Source organism: Laspinema palackyanum D2c, from assembly GCF_025370875.1.
Taxonomy (GTDB): Bacteria; Cyanobacteriota; Cyanobacteriia; order Cyanobacteriales; family Laspinemataceae; genus Laspinema; species Laspinema palackyanum.
In genome coordinates, this window is sequence record NZ_JAMXFD010000009.1 from 130,212 (window position 1) to 148,630 (window position 18,419).

Annotated in this window: 17 protein-coding genes; 13 read left to right on the forward strand and 4 right to left on the reverse strand. The window is 49.4% G+C overall.

Features of this window, described 5'->3' with window-relative positions:
- The first annotated feature begins 337 nt into the window (after positions 1-337).
- The 7 genes from NG795_RS13295 (at position 338) to NG795_RS13330 (ending at position 9,444) form a co-directional block, all read left to right on the forward strand.
- Positions 338-2,218, forward strand: coding sequence for a ferredoxin--nitrite reductase (locus NG795_RS13295; RefSeq protein WP_436836054.1), 1,881 nt, complete (start codon positions 338-340; stop codon positions 2,216-2,218).
- A gap of 83 nt (positions 2,219-2,301) precedes the next feature.
- Positions 2,302-2,982, forward strand: a complete 681-nt coding sequence (locus tag NG795_RS13305; RefSeq protein ID WP_367289141.1) for a hypothetical protein — start codon at positions 2,302-2,304, stop codon at positions 2,980-2,982.
- A gap of 283 nt (positions 2,983-3,265) precedes the next feature.
- Positions 3,266-4,219 (forward strand): hypothetical protein, encoded by a 954-nt coding sequence (locus NG795_RS13310; protein WP_367289142.1) that lies wholly within the window; start codon positions 3,266-3,268, stop codon positions 4,217-4,219.
- Between the two features lie 360 nt (positions 4,220-4,579).
- Positions 4,580-6,112: an MFS transporter gene (locus tag NG795_RS13315; RefSeq protein WP_367289143.1), complete on the forward strand. Its 1,533-nt coding sequence runs from the start codon at positions 4,580-4,582 to the stop codon at positions 6,110-6,112.
- 285 nt (positions 6,113-6,397) lie between these two features.
- Positions 6,398-8,635: a molybdopterin oxidoreductase family protein gene (locus NG795_RS13320; protein ID WP_367289144.1), complete on the forward strand. Its 2,238-nt coding sequence runs from the start codon at positions 6,398-6,400 to the stop codon at positions 8,633-8,635.
- 168 nt (positions 8,636-8,803) lie between these two features.
- Complete coding sequence (locus tag NG795_RS13325) at positions 8,804-9,037, forward strand: hypothetical protein (protein WP_367289145.1); 234 nt, start codon at positions 8,804-8,806, stop codon at positions 9,035-9,037.
- On the forward strand, positions 9,034-9,444 hold the full coding sequence (locus NG795_RS13330) for a type II toxin-antitoxin system VapC family toxin (protein WP_367289146.1): 411 nt from the start codon (positions 9,034-9,036) through the stop codon (positions 9,442-9,444). The genes NG795_RS13325 and NG795_RS13330 overlap by 4 nt, the downstream gene beginning before the upstream one ends.
- A gap of 231 nt (positions 9,445-9,675) precedes the next feature.
- On the opposite strand, the gene NG795_RS13335 is transcribed toward NG795_RS13330, so the two are convergent.
- Positions 9,676-10,479: a C39 family peptidase gene (locus NG795_RS13335; protein ID WP_367289147.1), complete on the reverse strand. Its 804-nt coding sequence runs from the start codon at positions 10,477-10,479 to the stop codon at positions 9,676-9,678.
- 255 nt (positions 10,480-10,734) lie between these two features.
- Between NG795_RS13335 and NG795_RS13340 the strand changes: the two genes are divergently transcribed.
- Both NG795_RS13340 and NG795_RS13345 read left to right on the forward strand, forming a co-directional pair.
- A complete protein-coding gene (locus NG795_RS13340) occupies positions 10,735-11,379 on the forward strand; it encodes a histidine phosphatase family protein (protein WP_367289148.1) in 645 nt (214 codons plus the stop codon).
- Positions 11,380-11,436: 57 nt separating this feature from the next.
- A complete protein-coding gene (locus NG795_RS13345) occupies positions 11,437-12,450 on the forward strand; it encodes a glucokinase (protein ID WP_367289149.1) in 1,014 nt (337 codons plus the stop codon).
- 101 nt (positions 12,451-12,551) lie between these two features.
- Here NG795_RS13345 and NG795_RS13350 read toward each other — a convergent pair whose 3' ends face one another.
- The 3 genes from NG795_RS13350 to NG795_RS13360 all read right to left on the reverse strand — a co-directional run bounded on the left by NG795_RS13350 (position 12,552) and on the right by NG795_RS13360 (position 15,017).
- Positions 12,552-12,851: a hypothetical protein gene (locus NG795_RS13350; protein ID WP_367289150.1), complete on the reverse strand. Its 300-nt coding sequence runs from the start codon at positions 12,849-12,851 to the stop codon at positions 12,552-12,554.
- Between the two features lie 109 nt (positions 12,852-12,960).
- Entirely contained in the window at positions 12,961-13,494 is a 534-nt protein-coding gene (def, locus tag NG795_RS13355; RefSeq protein WP_367289151.1) for a peptide deformylase, read from the reverse strand.
- A 281-nt stretch (positions 13,495-13,775) separates the two neighbouring features.
- Positions 13,776-15,017 carry an HhoA/HhoB/HtrA family serine endopeptidase gene (locus NG795_RS13360; protein ID WP_367289152.1) on the reverse strand — a complete coding sequence of 414 codons (1,242 nt, stop codon included), beginning with the start codon at positions 15,015-15,017 and terminating at the stop codon, positions 13,776-13,778.
- Positions 15,018-15,273: 256 nt separating this feature from the next.
- On the opposite strand from NG795_RS13360, the gene dnaA reads away from it, so the two are divergent.
- The 4 genes from dnaA to dnaN are packed head-to-tail and all read left to right on the forward strand — an operon-like array spanning position 15,274 to position 18,164.
- Positions 15,274-16,650 (forward strand): chromosomal replication initiator protein DnaA, encoded by a 1,377-nt coding sequence (dnaA, locus tag NG795_RS13365; RefSeq protein ID WP_367289153.1) that lies wholly within the window; start codon positions 15,274-15,276, stop codon positions 16,648-16,650.
- Positions 16,628-16,804: a hypothetical protein gene (locus NG795_RS13370; protein ID WP_367289154.1), complete on the forward strand. Its 177-nt coding sequence runs from the start codon at positions 16,628-16,630 to the stop codon at positions 16,802-16,804. Before dnaA ends, NG795_RS13370 begins: the two co-directional genes overlap by 23 nt.
- A gap of 32 nt (positions 16,805-16,836) precedes the next feature.
- Positions 16,837-16,980, forward strand: a complete 144-nt coding sequence (locus NG795_RS13375) for a hypothetical protein (RefSeq protein ID WP_367289155.1) — start codon at positions 16,837-16,839, stop codon at positions 16,978-16,980.
- Complete coding sequence (dnaN, locus tag NG795_RS13380; RefSeq protein WP_367289156.1) at positions 16,977-18,164, forward strand: DNA polymerase III subunit beta; 1,188 nt, start codon at positions 16,977-16,979, stop codon at positions 18,162-18,164. Before NG795_RS13375 ends, dnaN begins: the two co-directional genes overlap by 4 nt.
- The last annotated feature ends 255 nt before the right edge of the window (positions 18,165-18,419 follow it).

The following is an 18,419-nucleotide window of genomic DNA, read 5'->3' on the forward strand; positions in this document are numbered from 1 at the left end:
GTCGTTACTACGAACTAAGATAACGAGTGAAGTCAGGACGTTGAACATGGGGGAACGACCCTTCTGTACCCAAAAATAAGGGTTTCAGCCACTATTGCCCTGAGCTATGTGAAAAGTGCATTGTTAAGTTGCGTAAAGCTCATCCTTTTAAATATTTTGTAACTTTAGATACGAATCCCCATAGTTTATGCGATTAACTTGTAGAGAAATCAACCAGAAATTAGGAGAAAAAAGGAATTAAAAAAAATAAGGTAATCAATGATACGGTTTGGACATTTTTAGAAATTGGCTAGGTTATTATTTTGATTAACAGGCAACAGATAAAACGAGGTTCTCTATGACGTTAGCCACAGAAAAGCCCACAACGAGTTTAAATAAATTTGAGAAAATCAAGGCCGAAAAAGACGGACTTGATGTAAAAAATCAGCTAGAAGATTTTGCTCAAATGGGCTGGGAGGCAATGGATGCGAGCGATCGCGACTACCGGCTCAAATGGCTGGGGGTCTTCTTTCGCCCCGTGACTCCAGGTCAGTTCATGGTGCGGATGCGGATGCCTCATGGAGTCATGACCAGTCTGCAAATGCGGGTCCTGGCCGAGATAGTCGAGCGGTACCCACAGGATGGCAATGCAGATATTACCACCAGGCAGAATCTCCAACTGCGAGGCATCAGACTAGAAGATATTCCCGATATTTTTAACCGATTTAAAGCAGCGGGGATGACCTCCATTCAGTCGGGGATGGATAACGTTAGAAACATTACAGGCTCTCCCGTTTCTGGGATTGACAAACATGAGTTAATTGATACTCAAGAGTTAGTCCAAAAAGTCCAAGATATGATTACCCATACCGGAGAGGGTAACCCTGCTTTTAGCAACTTACCGAGGAAATTTAACATTGCGATCGGTGGATGTCCCGACAATTCCATTCATGCCGAAATTAATGATATTGCCTTTGTTCCGGCTTATAAAAATGGAGAAATTGGCTTTAACGTACTCGTCGGGGGCTTTTTCTCGGCGAAACGGTGTGAAGCGGCGATCCCGCTAAATGTGTGGGTTCCCCCCAATGATGATGTGGTGGAGTTATGCCGTGCGATTTTAGAAATTTACCGAGATCATGGACCGAGAGCCAATCGCCAGAAGTCTCGTTTAATGTGGCTGATCGATGAATGGGGGGTGGAGAAATTCCGAGCCGAAGTCGAGAAAGAAGTCGGAAAACCCTTGGCAGAGGCGGCGGAGAAAGATGAGATTGTTTGGGAAAAACGGGATCATCTGGGAGTTTTCCCCCAGAAACAACCGGGATTAAACTTTGTGGGATTCAATGTACCCGTGGGTCGGTTGTTTGCCCCGGATATGTTTGAGTTGGCGAGAGTTGCGGAAGTCTATGGCAATGGGGAAATCCGGTTAACGGTGGAACAAAATGTCATCATTCCGAATATTCCCGATTCGCGGTTAGAGGCATTGTTGCAAGAACCGATTTTAGAGAAATTTAGGATTGATCCCGCACCTCTAACGCGATCGCTCGTTTCCTGCACCGGCGCTCAGTTCTGCAACTTTGCCTTAATTGAAACCAAAAATCGCGCTTTAGCCTTAGTTCAAGAACTGGAAGCGGAATTAGAAATCCCCAAAACCGTCCGAATTCACTGGACTGGCTGTCCCAACTCCTGCGGACAACCCCAAGTCGCAGAGATTGGCTTGATGGGAACCAAAACCCGCAAAAATGGCAAAACCGTGGAAGGGGTAGACCTTTACATGGGCGGTAAAGTCGGCAAGGATGCTCATTTAGGTAGCTGTGTTCAAAAGGGGATTCCCTGCGAGGACCTTAAACCCGTGTTGCGGCAGTTACTCGTCGAGCAGTTTGAGGCGAAACTGAAACCAGGGATTGCTCAGGCGATCGTAGATGTACCTCCGGGATCAGAAGAGTCACCAGAACCCCCAGTCGCTAAAGCCAGTCAACCGGCAGTAATCAGCTTTGTCAAGTCTGGCAAAACCATTTCCTGTGACGACTCTGCCCCGATTTTGGAGATTGCTGAACGCGAGGGAATTGAACTCGATAGCAGTTGCCGGGGTGGAACTTGCGGGACTTGCAAACAAAAACTCCTCAGTGGAGAGGTGCGCTACGAAAATGAACCCCAGGCCCTGAGCGATGGCGATCGCCAGCAAGGATATATTTTGGCCTGTAGCGCCCATCCCATCGGTCCCGTGGAAATTGATGCCTAACCGAAGCACTTGTCAAGAAATTCTGACTTAAACCCATCACGTTCTGTAAATCAGCAAATTTATCTCAACAGGAGTACCAATCCATGTCTTCTCAAGAATTAGCTTCCAAACCCACTAACTCTGTTTCTTCTACCGTTCCTGAAGCAGAGGAGACCCCCAACGCACCCCAGTCCTTGGCCGTACAACTCCTCTGTGCCGTAGGTGTCCTCGGGTTTTCCGGCTATATGTTCAGTAGCTGGCAACAGACCCTAGCCCAGCATAGTCTCGCCCAGCAAGCTCAAGCCGCAACCCCAGTGGTGGAGGAAGCCCCAGCAATGGCTCCTGTGGAGGCTCAAGTGCAACCCTCGGTGACTCAACCCGCCATGACTGCAACGACTGCCCCTATCACCCCAGAAGTGGCCCCTACCGTCCCTGCCGCTGTCCCGATGGTCACCGAACCCACAACGACCCCGGGGATTACCGATCCGGCAACCTTGACCACCCTGAGTCAAAACCTGTACGAGCAAATTGATGGCAGTTGGAAAAGTTATCCCACCTTTACCAGCAATTTAGTCTATCAAGTCCAAGTGCAACGGGATGGGGCGATCGCCGGGTACGACTCCCTCAACAAACCCGCTCAAGATCACCTCGCAGAAACCCCCCTGCCAGAATTGACCTCGACTAGCCCGACCCTAGCTGAAAGCTCAACCCAGCCCCAGGCTAAGTTTCTAGTCTTGCTCATGCCCAGCGGGACCTTAGAAATCAGTCCTTGGGTCGGGAACTAGGACTGAGCCGCTGAAAGCCTCATGGGAACCGAGTGGAGAATTTCAAGGCGGGCTATCATCCCGGCGCATTCTGCTCCTCCAGGCATCCAGGGACAACCCACGGAAAAGACTAAAAGGTAAACCCAACTGTTCGAGATTGACCGTTTTTTAAACTCGGTTATGCTACTTGTACCGTCAAGACTAGGGCAATCTTGATAGAGTCCAGTCGGAAACTCTATACTTGACTTTCCGAACCCATTTATCAAGAATTGCTCCCTTGGGGCAACTACAATGAGGACTGACTATGAGTTTTAACGAATTTTCTTCCGAACCAAAACGCCATATTCCCACCGATGCCATCATCGTTTTAGGCGCAACCCTTTCAGTTTTTCTCCTCGGGGGCATACTGCACCTGCTTTCCGGAAGCGCTCGGGCTCAGGAAGACCCGGCACCCGTGACCATGACTGAAGAATCAGTGGTGGTGGAAAGCGTCACTCCTCGCCCCGAAACTCAACCCCCGGTGGAAACTCAGGTGGACGAGACGCGCATCATTACTCAAGCGTCTCCCGTGACTCAGGCGCAGCCTGGGGCCGTTCAAACCCCTCCGGCTTCGATGAATAATGAGCCATTTGTGGCGAGTCCTCCTCCGGTGGGTCAACAACCCCCGATGGTCACGGAGCAGCCTGCTGTTCCCCCGACGACTCCGGCACCAATGGAGCAGGCTCCTGGAGTAACGACTTCCCCCGCGCCAATGGGTGAGGCTCCGGCCCCGACTCTGGGTGAGGCTCCCACACCAATGGGTGAGGCTCCGGCCCCAACTCTGGGTGAGGCTCCCGACATGATGGGTGAGACTCCCGCACTAATGGGCGAGGCTCCCGACATGATGGGTGAGGCTCCCGCACCAATGGGCGAGGCTCCCGCACCTACGGCACAACCCCAAACGATCGCCGATCCAGTCGTCATCGAGACTTTGAATCAGAGTCTTTATGAGAAACTGGATAGTAACTGGAACACTTTCCCGACCTTTACCCAAGATTTAGCCTATCGCGTCCAAATCAACGAACAAGGGGAAATCGTATCCTACGAGCCTGTCGATCCCGTGGCTCAACAATATACCAACGAGCTTCCACTCCCGAACTTGAGTGAGACTCAACCCGCAGGAAGCGCAACCGCGCAACCTCTGGCTAACTTCCGCGTTGTCTTTACTCCTACTGGCGTACTCCAGGTTGATCCCTGGCAAAATGACATTCCCCAGTAATAACAACGCTTAAAGTAATGGGATAATGATGGCTGGTGATCACCAGGGTATGTGGGCTATAAATAATGATATAGCTACCCCTCTTTCCACCCCTCACAAGGGGGGAAGAGGGGAAACTACCAGCCAAGGATCGACAGGAAACTCAACCCCTTCACGAACGGATTTCTGGACAACTGCCCTTGATGGGTGAATAAAGTGAGCCTTGGGTGTGATCGCATCACATCCCAACCCCTTCCACAAACACTGCGCCTGATGATGACGAGGCGAGGCGATGGAGAACGCTGAACCTGTTGCAACTAGCCCAGTCAACAAGTTTTATCAACATTCAAGAGAAAAATACTTCAACCCAGTAGAGGAATCATGCTCACAGAACTCTGGTCCTTTCGCGGACGATACCGCATCCTACATTTAACCTGGTTTGCCTTCTTTCTCTCCTTTGTCGTTTGGTTTAACTTTGCCCCCTTTGCCACGGCGGTACAAGAATCATTAGGATTAGAATCAGGACAACTCAGAACCCTTGCTATTTGTAACGTTGCCCTAACTGTTCCGGCTCGAATTATTATCGGCATGGTCCTTGATAAATATGGACCGCGCATTACTTATTCTGTATTACTGATTTATGCATCCATTCCCTGTTTGATGTTTGCCTTCGCGCAAAACTTTGGGCAGTTAGTGGTCTCTCGCTTACTCTTATCGATTGTCGGTGCCGGATTCGTGATTGGTATCCGGATGGTGGCTGAGTGGTTCCCCCCGAAAGAAATTGGATTAGCAGAAGGGATTTATGGGGGATGGGGTAACTTTGGTTCTGCTGCTGCTGCCTTTACCCTGCCGACTTTGGGAACAATTACGGCGATTATGTCCGCAGGTCAAATTAACTGGCGGTTTGCGATCGGTCTAACGGGAGTTATAGCCGCTGTTTACGGGGCGATCTACTACTTCAACGTCCAAGATACCCCACCGGGTAAAGTGTATCAGCGTCCCGCTCGTCACGGTGGACTCGAAGTAACCAGCCGCCGGGACTTCTGGTTCATGATGGCGATGAATGTTCCCCTGAGTGCTATCCTTGGTTTACTCGCTTGGCGACTCAATCAAGTTGGGTTTTTAAATAACACTCAACTCTGGCTAACTTGGTTGTTCTTAGTGGGATTGTATGCTTTCCAATCCTATAAGTGTTGGACGGTTAACAAAGAGTTAGTTTTGGGTCAGAAACGGTATCCGGCCAGCGATCGCTATGAATTTTCCCAAGTTGCCCTCTTAGAACTCACTTATCTGGTTAACTTCGGGTCTGAACTGGCCGTGGTGTCCATGCTGCCTGCCTTCTTTGAGAATACCTTTGGACTGAGTAAAGTGCTGGCGGGGATGATTGCGGCAACCTATGCCTTTATGAATTTAGCTGCACGTCCAGGGGGTGGGTTAATTTCTGACACCCTCGGTAGTCGGAAGCTCACGATGGTTGTCCTCACCGGCGGTATGGGAGTCGCCTATATGATTATGAGTGGGGTCCAGGGGACCTGGTGGCTACCCCTGGCGATCCTTCTCACCATGTTTTGTTCTTTCTTCGTGCAATCGGGAGAAGGGTCAACCTTCGCAATGGTTCCCCTGATCAAACGTCGAGTTACGGGACAAATTGCCGGAAATGTCGGCGCTTATGGGAACGTCGGTGCCGTAGCTTATCTCACCTTGTTCAGTTTTCTCCCCGAAGGTGATGTCGGAAACCAGATCTTTTTCCAAGTGCTAGGGGTCACCGCCATTATCGTCACCTTCCTTTGTGCCTTCTACCTGAAAGAACCCAAAGGTTCGTTCGCTGCCCATCATGAGGGAGAGGAGGTACATCCTGAAACTGCTGTAGGACAAACCGTCCCCCATTTCGTGGAAGAAGGCCGCGAAGCCTAAACTCCCTTGGAGGGGCGATCGCCCAAGGTGCGATCGCCCCTCTCCCCTGTAATCCGCGCTGATTTGTTAAACTTAGGGGATTGCAAAATATAAATCATTCAAACGTTTGTAGTAACCCCTGGACGGGGTTTCTTTAAAGATGACTCAATCAAGGAGTCACTACGAACGGTTTGGAGGTTTTATTGTTTGGGGTTCCCTTAATCCTTACTAACCGGACTATAACCTGTCCTTTCTGATACTCTAAACTCTAAAAAACTTTAAACTTTACAAGCTAACTAAACTTTTATGTCTACTCAACCCACCAAAACCCTGTGTCCTTACTGCGGAGTTGGCTGCGGATTAGAAGTTTCTCCTCCGGCACAACCGGGAAAAGCCACCCATCGGGACAGTGAAGGAAAGCCGATGTGGAAAGTCCAGGGCGATCGCACTCATCCCTCCTCACAAGGCATGGTTTGTGTCAAAGGTGCTACAATCGCCGAAGCCCTAGACAAAGACCGCCTCAAATATCCAATGGTCCGCGCTTCCCTCGACGAACCCTTTCGCCGCGCCACCTGGGAAGAAGCCTTTACCTTAATCGTCGATCGCATTAAAACCGTCCAGTCCACCCTCGGCAGCGACGGCATCTGTATGTATGGGTCTGGACAATTCCAAACCGAAGACTACTACATCGCCCAAAAACTGATGAAAGGCTGTCTCGGCACCAATAACTTTGATGCCAACTCCCGCCTCTGTATGTCCTCCGCCGTTGCCGGATACATTCAGAGTCTCGGGTCCGACGGTCCTCCCACCTGTTACGACGACCTCGAACAAACCGACTGTGCCTTTCTCATCGGCACCAACGCCGCCGAATGTCATCCCATCGCCTTCAACCGACTCCGCAAGTATCATAAAAAGAATAAAAACGTCAAACTGATCGTCGTCGATCCCCGTCGGACCACCACCGCTGAAGCTGCCGACCTCTATTTAGGCATTCGCCCGGGAACCGATATTGACCTCCTCAACGGCATCGCTTACTTACTTATGCAATGGGGACATCTCAATACCGTCTTTATTGATGAATGCACCTCGGGATTTCCCGAATATGCCGAAGTGATTCGCCACTATCCCCCACAAATTGTCGCCGAACGCTGTGGCATCCGCATCGATGAACTCGAAACTGCCGCCCGCTACTGGAGTGAATCTGAACGAGTCTTATCCCTATGGTCAATGGGGATGAATCAGTCCTCGGAAGGGACAGCCAAAGTCCGCAGTTTGATTAATCTGCACCTGATGACGGCCCAAATCGGTAAACCCGGTGCCGGTCCCTTTTCTCTCACTGGACAACCCAACGCAATGGGAGGTAGAGAAGCGGGAGGATTAGCCAATCTCCTCCCGGGATACCGCCTGGTCAAAAATCCCGAACATCGCCGGGATATCGAACAATTTTGGGGACTACCGGAAGGGAGAATCGCCCCAGAAGTGGGTTTGACTGCCTGGGATATGATTACGGGATTAGAAACCGGAAACGTGGGGTTATTGTGGGTTGCAGCCACTAATCCTGCGGTGAGTATGCCGGATATCGAACGGACCAAAGCTGCCTTAAAGCGATCTCCTTTTACGGTGTATCAGGATGCCTACTATCCCACGGAAACTGCTGCCTACGCGCACGTTCTGTTACCTGCGGCACAATGGGGGGAAAAAACTGGGGCGATGACCAATTCTGAACGAGTGGTGACTCTCTGTCCTGCTTTTCGGGACCCCCCCGGACAAGCTAAACCGGATTGGGAAATCTTTGCCGAAGTCGGACGCAGATTGGGATTTGCCGAACAGTTTCCCTTTGAGAATTCGGCCCAAGTCTATGCAGAATTTGTGCAAATCACGCGCGATCGCGTCTGTGATATGACCGGGTTAAGCCACCATCGCCTCGCGGAACAAGGACCGACCCAGTGGCCCTGTCCAGCAGAACAAACCCTACCGCAGATCAACAAACGCCTCTACACCGACTGGAGATTTCCCACTCCCGACGGACGCGCCCGCTTTGGGGCCCATCATGCCAAAGGATTGGCGGAACCCCCAGACCCCAATTATCCGTTTGTTCTCACAACCGGGCGTCTCTACGGACATTGGCATACCTTAACTCGGACCGGCAGAATCGATAAAATTGTCAAAATGCACCCGAATCCCTTTATCGAGATTCATCCTCGCGATGCCAAGAAATTGGACATCGTGGAGGGAATGAGAATCGAAGTGCGATCGCGCCGAGGCATAGCCCGCTTTCCAGCCAAAGTCACCCAGGCGATCGCCCCCGGTACAGTTTTCGTCCCCATGCATTGGGGCGCACTCTGGGGGGACCAAACCGAAGCCAACGCCCTCACCCACCCGGAAGCCTGTCCCTCCTCCCTGCAACCGGAATTAAAAGCCTGTGCGGTACAACTGATTCCCCTCCCAGAAGAGGGAACACTCAGCGAAACCGAAACTATCGAACAAAGTGACTCGATTGCGATCGCCTTTGCACCGCGATCGGCGATCGCCACCCGTTCCTAATCCAAAAACCCCGAACTTTCCCCAGTTCGTAGTAACGACTTCAGTCGTTCTCTATTTTCGTAGTAACGACTTCAGTCGTTCTCTTCGTTCCCTAAACCCCACCCTTAACCTCCCAATTCTCCCACCATGCCATGTTAAAATTGACCCAATGGATTGCGAGGAACACCAATGGACTGGCAAGAACTCCGGAAAGAAGCCTACAACTTATCCGTCAGCGATAGATTAGCCCTCGTCGAGGCGATCGTCCGTTCTGTGCATGAAGAAATCAGACCCCGGTCCCCGGTGCCCCCGGGAACCATAACCCGATTACGGGGAATTCTCAAAACTGAAGGACCTCCTCCCACCGATGAAGAAATTGAAGCCATCAAAGAAGAACGCTTGAGGGAGAAATACTTAACATGAGGGTGTTGCTAGATACTAATATTATTCTGGATTATTTCCTAGAACGCGACCCCTTCATGAATGATGCGGAAGTCTTATTTGCTCAGATTGAAGCGAAGCAAATAGAAGGATATATAACCGCCACCACCCTAACTGATATTTTTTATATTGTCAGCAAGAGTAAGGGGAACCAAGTCGCAAAACAAGCGGTTTCAAAGCTGTTGAAGGGGTTAGAGATCTGCCAAGTCGATCGCCTGATTCTTGAATCCGCCCTTGCCTTAGAGTTGAATGATTTTGAAGATGCCGTGCAAATTGCTTGTGCGATCGCCTCTAATCTCGAAGCAGTTATCTCCCGCGATCGCGACGGATTTGCTCTAGCTCCCATGCCCACTTACTCCCCCCGAGATATCATCGAGCAACTGCCGTAATTTAACACAAATGGGATGAGAAATCGTTTTTTTTCGGTCATTACAGAGAAGTAGGGTGGGCAATGCCCACCCTACAATAAAATGAAATAAGAAACCCGGTTTCTTGCCATTGAGAGAGAAATGAGAAACCGGGTTTCCATCCAAAATTGCTGATACTTACCAACAAAATGGGATAAGAAACCCGGTTTCTGCTCTGCTCACATTACTGCAAAAATTGCTTCAAATCACCCCTTAACGGGAGATGAAATGAACCCAACAATCGCCATCGGCTTTGCAGGTATTGTGAACTAGGTCATAAGAATAGCTTAAACCGGCACCCGGTGCAGAAGTATTGTATCCATGAGACCAATATTCACCGTATGGGTCATGGACGATAAAGCCATGAGAATTGTAGCCAATTAAGCAGACAATATGACCGAAACTGGTAAAATAACCGTGGATAACAATCGGGTTACCTTGAATCAGCCATTCCTTGATTTCATTAAAGGTGGCTTTTTCAGTAAAGCGGTCTTTTGCCCCATAAGCTTCGGCAACTTGAGCCAAATGATAGGGGTCATGACGACTTAAACCCCGGGCTTCTAACCACTCTTGGAGTTCATCTTCTAACTGTTTGTGAGGCTGCTTGCCTTTAATCCCCAGGTAAGCCAAACACATAGCAATGCTAGTGGTGTTGCAACTGCCGTAAGGATTTTTGGCATTATCCAGTTGGGATTTGTAGGGAACCGCCAATTTAATGCGATCGGGAAAAGCTACCGTTCCTTTGTGCAGAATTACCCCATGTTTATAATAAACATACCAGGTGTTGCGACCTTGGAAACTTTCCTCGGCAAAACAAACCTTAACGTGATCGCTTTCGGGGGCGTAAGACTGGACTTTTAAGACCTTTCCCGCTGGAATCGCTTGTTTTTCAGAGTCGCTCAACTCTGAGGAGGGAACGGGTTTCTGTTTGAGAATTGTATCGGAAAGAATTTTTAGTTCAGTGGACTGGTTTCCGGAGGTGGTAGATGAAGTCGAAAAAGATTGTGCTGCGGTCATAATTTCTAACCCAAAAATAAGTAAAGATGCCGATACCCGTTGTCTGAGTCGGGGCTGGCAGTCAGCCAGAGGGTTGCCTATCTTTGCCCTGGTGTTTAGGCTGGCCCGACTTTCAAAACCGTTTGTAACCCCCACTACATAGGCCGCATCCCAAGCGGTCAGAAACCACTATAGTGAGGAAGAAGTCCGGGTTGGGACAACTCATCCTTGTGCCAACTTAGACTGAAATTGCTGATAAGTGGATGAGTTATACCCATGTCTCAAATCGTTTGGATTGCAAGACACGCGAACCGTTTAGACTTCGTAAACCCTGAATGGTTTAATACAGCAGAACGTCGGTACGATCCGCCCTTGTCGGCAGATGGTTTTTTGCAAGCGCAAGAACTAGCCGAACGTCTCAAGGGAGAACGTATAAATCACGTATTCGCCTCGCCTTTTCTGCGAACCGTACAAACTGCAAATCAGGTGGCAGAAATTTTAGACTTACCCCTGAAACTGGAGTGGGGACTTTGTGAATGGTTGAATCCCGAGTGGATGACAGAAATGCCCGAAACCCTTCCCCCGGATGAGTTAGCCCGGAAATTTCCCCGAATTGATTTAAGTTATCACTCTCGGATAGTGCCGAAGTATCCCGAATATGATCCGGTTTGTCTGGAACGGGCGGGAGAAACGGCGCGACAGCTTGCAGAGGAGTTTTCCGGGGAGATTTTGTTGGTGGGGCATGGGGCCTCGGTGATTGGGGCGACAATGGGTCTAGCGGTAGATGCGGCGGAAACGGAGTTGAGTGCGGGATTATGCTGTTTGTACAAGCTGGTCCGTCAAGGGGAGAAATGGGACATGGAACTGAAGGGCGATCGCTCTCATCTGCGAGAAATTGAGGCAGAAATCCGATTTTTTTAGCAAGATGAAAAAGAACCCGGATTTCATCCAACAGTCCATACGCTCAGAATCAACAAGATGACCTTACTATTAGCCGGAGATATCGGTGGGACTAAATCCCTTTTGCGCTTGGTGGAAATGCCGATCGCAGCAGATGCAGGGACGTTTCAGATTGACACCCTCTATGAGGGGATTTACTCCAGTCAGGAGTATCCTGACTTAGTACCCATTGTGGGACAGTTTCTCAAGGAAGCGAGTCAGAAATTAGGAGAGGTTCCCTCCCCCAAGGGAGCCTGTTTTGCGATCGCAGGACCCGTGATCGGACATAAATCCATCCTGACGAACCTGAGTTGGACCCTGACAACGGACCGACTCGAAAAAGAACTCAACATTCCCCATGTCAAGTTAATTAATGACTTTGTAGCGGTGGGTTACGGTGTGTTGGGGATGAATCAAGCGGACCTCCATACCTTGCAACCCGGAGAACCGCAAACTGCCGCCCCGATCGCAGTGATTGGTGCAGGAACTGGACTGGGAGAAGGGTTTTTAATCCGGCATTTGGATGAATATTTTGTGTATCCCTCGGAAGGGGGTCATGCGGATTTTGCACCGCGTACAGCGATCGAGTTTGAACTGTTGCAAGATTTACGGCAACGGGAGAACATCGATCGCGTTTCCGTAGAACGAGTGGTATCTGGGATGGGGATTGGGTCAATTTATCAATTTTTGCGCGATCGGGCGATCGCTGCTGGAAAGGATATTTCCCCCGCAGACAAAGACCCCGCAGAGATTTCCCAAGCGGCCCTAGAAAAATCTGACCCGATCTGCGAACAAACCTTACAAATTTTTGTGGAAGCTTACGGGGCGGAAGCGGGAAATTTGGCTTTAAAATTACTACCCTACGGGGGATTATATCTCGCGGGGGGAATTGCGGCTAAAATTCTGCCTTTAATTGAAGAGGGCGATCGGTTTATCAAGAGCTTTAACCAGAAAGGTCGAGTCAGTCCCTTGGCAGAAAAAGTCCCGGTTCATATCGTTCTCAATCCCCAAGTGGGATTAATTGGTGCCGCCATCTGTGCTGCCCGATTATAGTCAGGATAACCCGGGTTTTTACAAAAATTCGGCAATAAAGCAGCTAAACGAGACAATAAACCTGATTTATTGTCTCGTTTAGCTCATGGGATACTGACCCCTTAAAACATCGTTTGTACTCCAAAGGTGTTGAAAACCCGGGAAGCGATGACGGCAATCAAGACAAATAGACCTAATGCCCGCCGAAAATAGTTTACGCCCTGGAAAATCTCCAACCACGCCCAAGTAAACCAGGACCCAAAGGCGATCGCATCTAGGCCCGTGTGCAGCGTCCCACTGGGAACTACCAATGTGAGTAGGGTGGTTGTAATGGCCACCAGGATCGGCAAATTGGGGGGTTGAGCAATCACAATATTGCCCTCGTCGTCTCGAAACGTTTGATTAAATAAGCTATTTTCCATGAATCTATCCCTTAAAATTGGCTCATTTCAGTTTAGTTTGTATTAAGCTTCTCCAGTCTCTTCCTAAAGAGAGGGAATTTAAAATTTGATAGTACACCCTTTCTCTGTCTCACAACTGCTGTAAAAACTGCTTTTGATATTCTTGTTCCGTGACCAAATCTTCCATACTTTCTACTCGGTCTAAAAAGACCTTTCCCTCTAAATGGTCATATTCATGCTGGAAAATCCGGGCTACAAACCCTGTAAATACTTGATGGTGTAAAGTCCCCTGCTGGTCCAGATATTTGACCTCGATCGCCTGATGTCTCGGCACTAATCCGCGAATTCCTGGCACGCTCAAACAGCCTTCCCAATCTTTGACCCTTTCCTCAGAATAAGCGATAATCTGCGGGTCAATAATGGCGATCGCCTCCATTGTCGGAGCGTGGGGATAGCGCAATGTGGGACGGGATGCTAAAATAAAAACCCGATAAGATTCCGCAATCTGGGGAGCCGCAATCCCGACTCCATTGGATGGTTTCAAGGCTGTCATCAACTCATCAATGAGCGACTGAATGGAGTCTAAGTGAACGTTAGTCACAGGTTGGGCTTTTTCCCGTAAGACAGGATTGCCTAATTGAACAATTTCTCGAAGGTTATTCATCGCTTTTCTCTTCTATAGGGAGTCTTGCTGTAGTCTGACTTTAGGATTAAGGAGTGGGAGCATCTTGCTGTTTGATATACAGTCCCGGTGGGCGATTTATCTCTCGTTTGTCGGGCGCTTCTCGAAGCGCCGCTACAGGCGGGGTTTTGGGGGTTTGAACGCCTGATGTAGGGGAGCTTCGAGAAGCGCCTGTAGAGCAATTGTCGGGCGCTTCTCGAAGCGCCGCTACAGGTGAAGGTACAGGCGCGGGCGCGGGCGGAGGTTTTAACCTCCGCTTTTGTTTAAAAACTGGGATTAACTGGCATTTCTCCGGGTTCTACGGTGATATTCAAGATTTCCCCATCGCGGTTAATTTGCAGTTTCAAGGAATTTCCAACTTGCGACCCTTGAACAATTTGCTGCACCGCATCCGATTGAGCGATCGCCTGATCTTCCATGCGCTGAATCACATCCCCTTCCTGCAATCCGGCGCGTTCAGCAGGGGAATTAGGAGAAACTCGCACAATTAATACCCCATTATCCACCGATAACTGCATTGGACTATTGGGATCGGTATTCAACTCTTCCTGTAATTCAGGCGTGATTGTCACCATTTCAATCCCTAAAAAGGGATGTTGCACTTTGCCAGTAGTAATTAATTGCTGGGCGATCGCTTGTGCGGTTTGAATAGGAATTGCAAATCCCAATCCTTGTGCACCACTAATAATCGCCGTATTCATGCCAATCACTTCCCCTCGGGCATTCAGCAACGGGCCCCCAGAGTTACCGGGATTGATTGCTGCATCGGTTTGGATAAATCCCACTCGCTTATCGGGCACTCCCACATCGCGACTCGATCGCCCGGTGGCGCTCACAATCCCTGCCGTCACACTATTATCTAACCCCAGGGGATTCCCGATCGCGATCGCCCATTCCCCCGGTTGCAATTGTTCTGAATTCCCCAGAGTCGCCTTGGGTAGTGCCGTCGCCTCAATCTTCACCACCGCCACATCAGAAATCGGGTCCTCTCCCAATACCGTCCCCTCAAAACTGCGCCCATCTTTGAGGACCACACTCACCGTATCCGCACCATTAATCACATGAGCATTGGTTAAAATCTGACCATCATCACTAATAATAAATCCCGACCCCGTACCCCGTTCCACTCGTTGTTGTGGCTCCATCGGCGTTTGTCCAAAAAACCGCCTAAAGAACGGGTCCCGAAAGGCATCGGGGATATCCTGGGTGACGGTTCGTGCGGCATCAATTCGCACCACTGCCGGACCCACTTTTTCCACTGCCTCGACAATAAAATTAGAATTCACCGGCAACGATAAGACTCCACGAGGCAGGGGAGCATCATCAGGAGTCGTCACGGAGGGACTTCTGGGATCCAACGAATTTAAGGATAAAGGTCCATTGGTACGCAACCAGCGATCGCCCATAAATGCTGCACCCGCTCCTACCACCACCAACAACAGGTAAAGTAGCACCTGCGTCCCGGAAAAATGACCGCGTTGATGATCCCGCTCTGAATTTTTCATTGTTGCCTGCCTATGCTCCTTGGTAAAACTCGTTAAACAATCTTCCGTTTGTAAAAAAAAGACTTAAAAATTAGTCTTTAACCCCCTTGATTATAGACAATTCCTGAATCCCAATGGCGATCGTCTCCGGAACTTAATTCCTTTGGATAATCGATTGTTAGCTTAGATACCAGCCTCATCCGGCGATCTACTGCTCTAGGCAGAATTTTTTGCTACAGTCATAAGGCATCAGAGATTAGTGCTTGCGAGGTCAGTTGTGGAGATTCCTCTCGAAAGTCTTTGGGATCGGGTACTGGAAAGGTTACAAGTGCAATTGAGCCGTCCCACCTTTGAAACCTGGATCAAAACCGCTACTGCCGTGCAGCTAGAAAATAACTGCTTGGTGATTGACACCCCCAATCCCTTTGCCCGTAACTGGTTACAAAAGTATTACATTAAAACTATTGCTGATGTCGTCACGGATATCCTGGGACATCCTGTTGATATTTACATTACCAGCAGTGGGAGTGAAGCCACCCCAGAGAGCGATCGCAGCGACTATATGTGGCCCTCTCCCGTCGTCACCCAGATTCCCGAACCCAGTCCCACCCATCCCCACCGTCCTACCGAACTCAATTCCAAATATGTCTTTTCCCGATTTGTGGTGGGTGCAAATAACCGGATGGCTCATGCTGCCTCCCTCGCCGTTGCCGAATCTCCAGGAAGGGAGTTTAATCCGTTGTTTCTCTGCGGCGGGGTCGGATTAGGAAAAACTCACCTCATGCAGGCGATCGGTCATTATCGCTTAGAAATCTCTCCCGATTGCAAAATATTTTATGTCTCGACTGAACAATTCACCAATGATTTAATTGCCGCAATTCGGAAAGATAGTATGCAAAATTTCCGGGAACATTATCGAGCGGCCGATGTGTTATTAGTTGATGATATTCAATTTATTGAAGGCAAAGAATACACCCAAGAAGAATTTTTCTATACCTTTAATACCCTCCATGAAGCCGGGAAGCAAGTGGTTTTAGCTTCAGACCGACCGCCCAATCAAATCCCCCGGCTACAAGAGCGCTTATGTTCGCGGTTTTCAATGGGATTAATTGCAGATGTTCAAACCCCAGATTTGGAAACCCGCATGGCTATTTTGCAAAAAAAAGCCGAGTATGAAAAGATGCGCTTGCCTCGGGATGTGATTGAATATATTGCCGCTCATTTTACCTCAAATATTCGAGAATTAGAAGGGGCATTAATTCGGGTTGTCGCTTATTTGTCCATTTCGGGATTACCGATGACGGTGGAAAATATTGCCCCTATTTTAAATCCCCAAACCGAGCCAGTCAAGGCCACAGTAGAATCGGTGATGACGGCGGTAGTAGAGATATTGGGAATTTCCCTAGAGGATTTAAAGGGGAATTCCCGACGGCGAGAAATCAGCCAAGCGCGTCAAATTGCCATGTATCTGATCCGTCAGCATACGGATTTGAGTTTACCGAAGATTGGGGAGGAGTTTGGGGGAAAAGACCACACAACGGTGATGTACAGTTGCGAAAAAATTGCCGCACTCAGGGATAATGATGTGGAAATGCGGAATTTGCTCAGGCAGTTGAGCGATCGCATTCACTTTGCAAGTAAATCCCCGGAGTAAGCAGGGGGACGGGTTCCCTCTCCATTCCATTCCTTCCTCGGAGGCGATCGCCTGGGGAAAATTGCTTGAAATTGTGGAAAACACTGGGGAAAAACTCGGACTCCTGGGGCAAAATTACGGATTAAGTAAAAATACTTTGTGGAAAAATCCGTAAAGTTTTCCACAAGTTTTCCACAGGGGTAGAGGATGGGAAATCAAGATGCAGGAAAAAAGGCGATCGCACCTTTCCCACTGGATAGAGGAAAGAAGCAGTGGTACTATGGGCGATCGGGCAAAAATTGCGCCGATCGCTGTACTGACCCCAAACAAGGCACCTCTGAAGACTCATGAAATTTATTTGCGCTCAAAACCAACTCGCCACCAACCTATCCCTGATCAGTCGTGCAGTCCCCTCTCGTCCGACTCATCCGGTACTCGCCAACGTGCTACTCAGTGCCGATGAGGAACAGCAGCAAGTCAGCTTAACCGCCTTTGATTTATCCCTGGGGATCAAAACCAGTTTTGCCGCCAAAGTCGAAACCAGCGGGACCCTCACCCTCCCCGCCAAACTCTTTAACGACATCATCTCTCGCCTCCCCGATGGAGAAGTCACCCTCGACGATGAAAGACCCTCCACCGGCGAAGATAGCGGTACTGAAGCGGGAATTTTAGCCACCATCACCTCCACATCCGGACGTTACGAAGTCCGAGGAATGAGTGCCGAAGAATTTCCCGCACTGCCAACGATTTCCGAGGGACAAACCGTCCAACTGCCTGCTGAGGCCCTAATGCAAGGATTACATGGCACCCTCTTCGCCACCTCTGCCGATGAAACCAAACAAGTGTTAACCGGCGTTCATTTAATCGTCCATGCTGACAGATTAGAATTTGCCGCCACTGATGGACACCGCTTGGCGATCGTGGAAACCATCAACGAAACAGAAGACAGCGACGACGAAGCAGAACCCGATGAAGATGCCGAGGAACTAGAAGTCACCGTCCCAGCGCGTGCCTTACGGGAACTCGATCGCATCGTGGGAATGCATGAAGGACATGAACCGATTTCCCTCAACTTCGACCCCGGACAAATCGTCTTAGAACTGGGAGGATTTCGCCTCACCAGTCGCACCCTAGAAGGTCAATATCCCGCCTATAGTCAATTAGTCCCCCGGTCCTTTGAGCGCCAAGTCACCGTAGAACGCCGCCAACTTCTCAGCGCCTTAGAACGCATTGGCGTCTTAGCCGATCGCAAAAATAACATCGTCAAATTCTCCATTGACCAAGAAAAACAAATGCTCTCTCTCTCCGTAGAAGCTGCTGACGTAGGTAGTGGCCGAGAATCCATGTCCGCTCAAATTACGGGAGAGAGTTTAGACATTGCATTTAACGTTAAATATGCAATGGAATCCTTGAAAAATATCAGCGCCACCGAGATTATCATCAAGCTGAATTCAGCCACCTCCCCCGTGGTTTTATCTCCGTTAACTGGTGTAAAAATGACCCATTTAATCATGCCAGTTCAGATGCGGGCGTAATGTTTGTGGCGCGAGGAGGTTGACTTGGTTTTTGAGGTGAATTGCTAGGATAACGCCTGAAGGCGTTACTACAAACGGGGGAAATTCTTCTTTTGTTCGTAGTGACGACTTCAGTCGTCTCCGGGCCTAAATTTAAGAGAAGAAACGACTAAAGTCGTTACTACAAACGGGGAAAATCCTTCTTTTGTTCGTAGTGACGACTTCAGTCGTCTCCGGGCCTAAATTTAAGAGAAGAAACGACTAAAGTCGTTACTA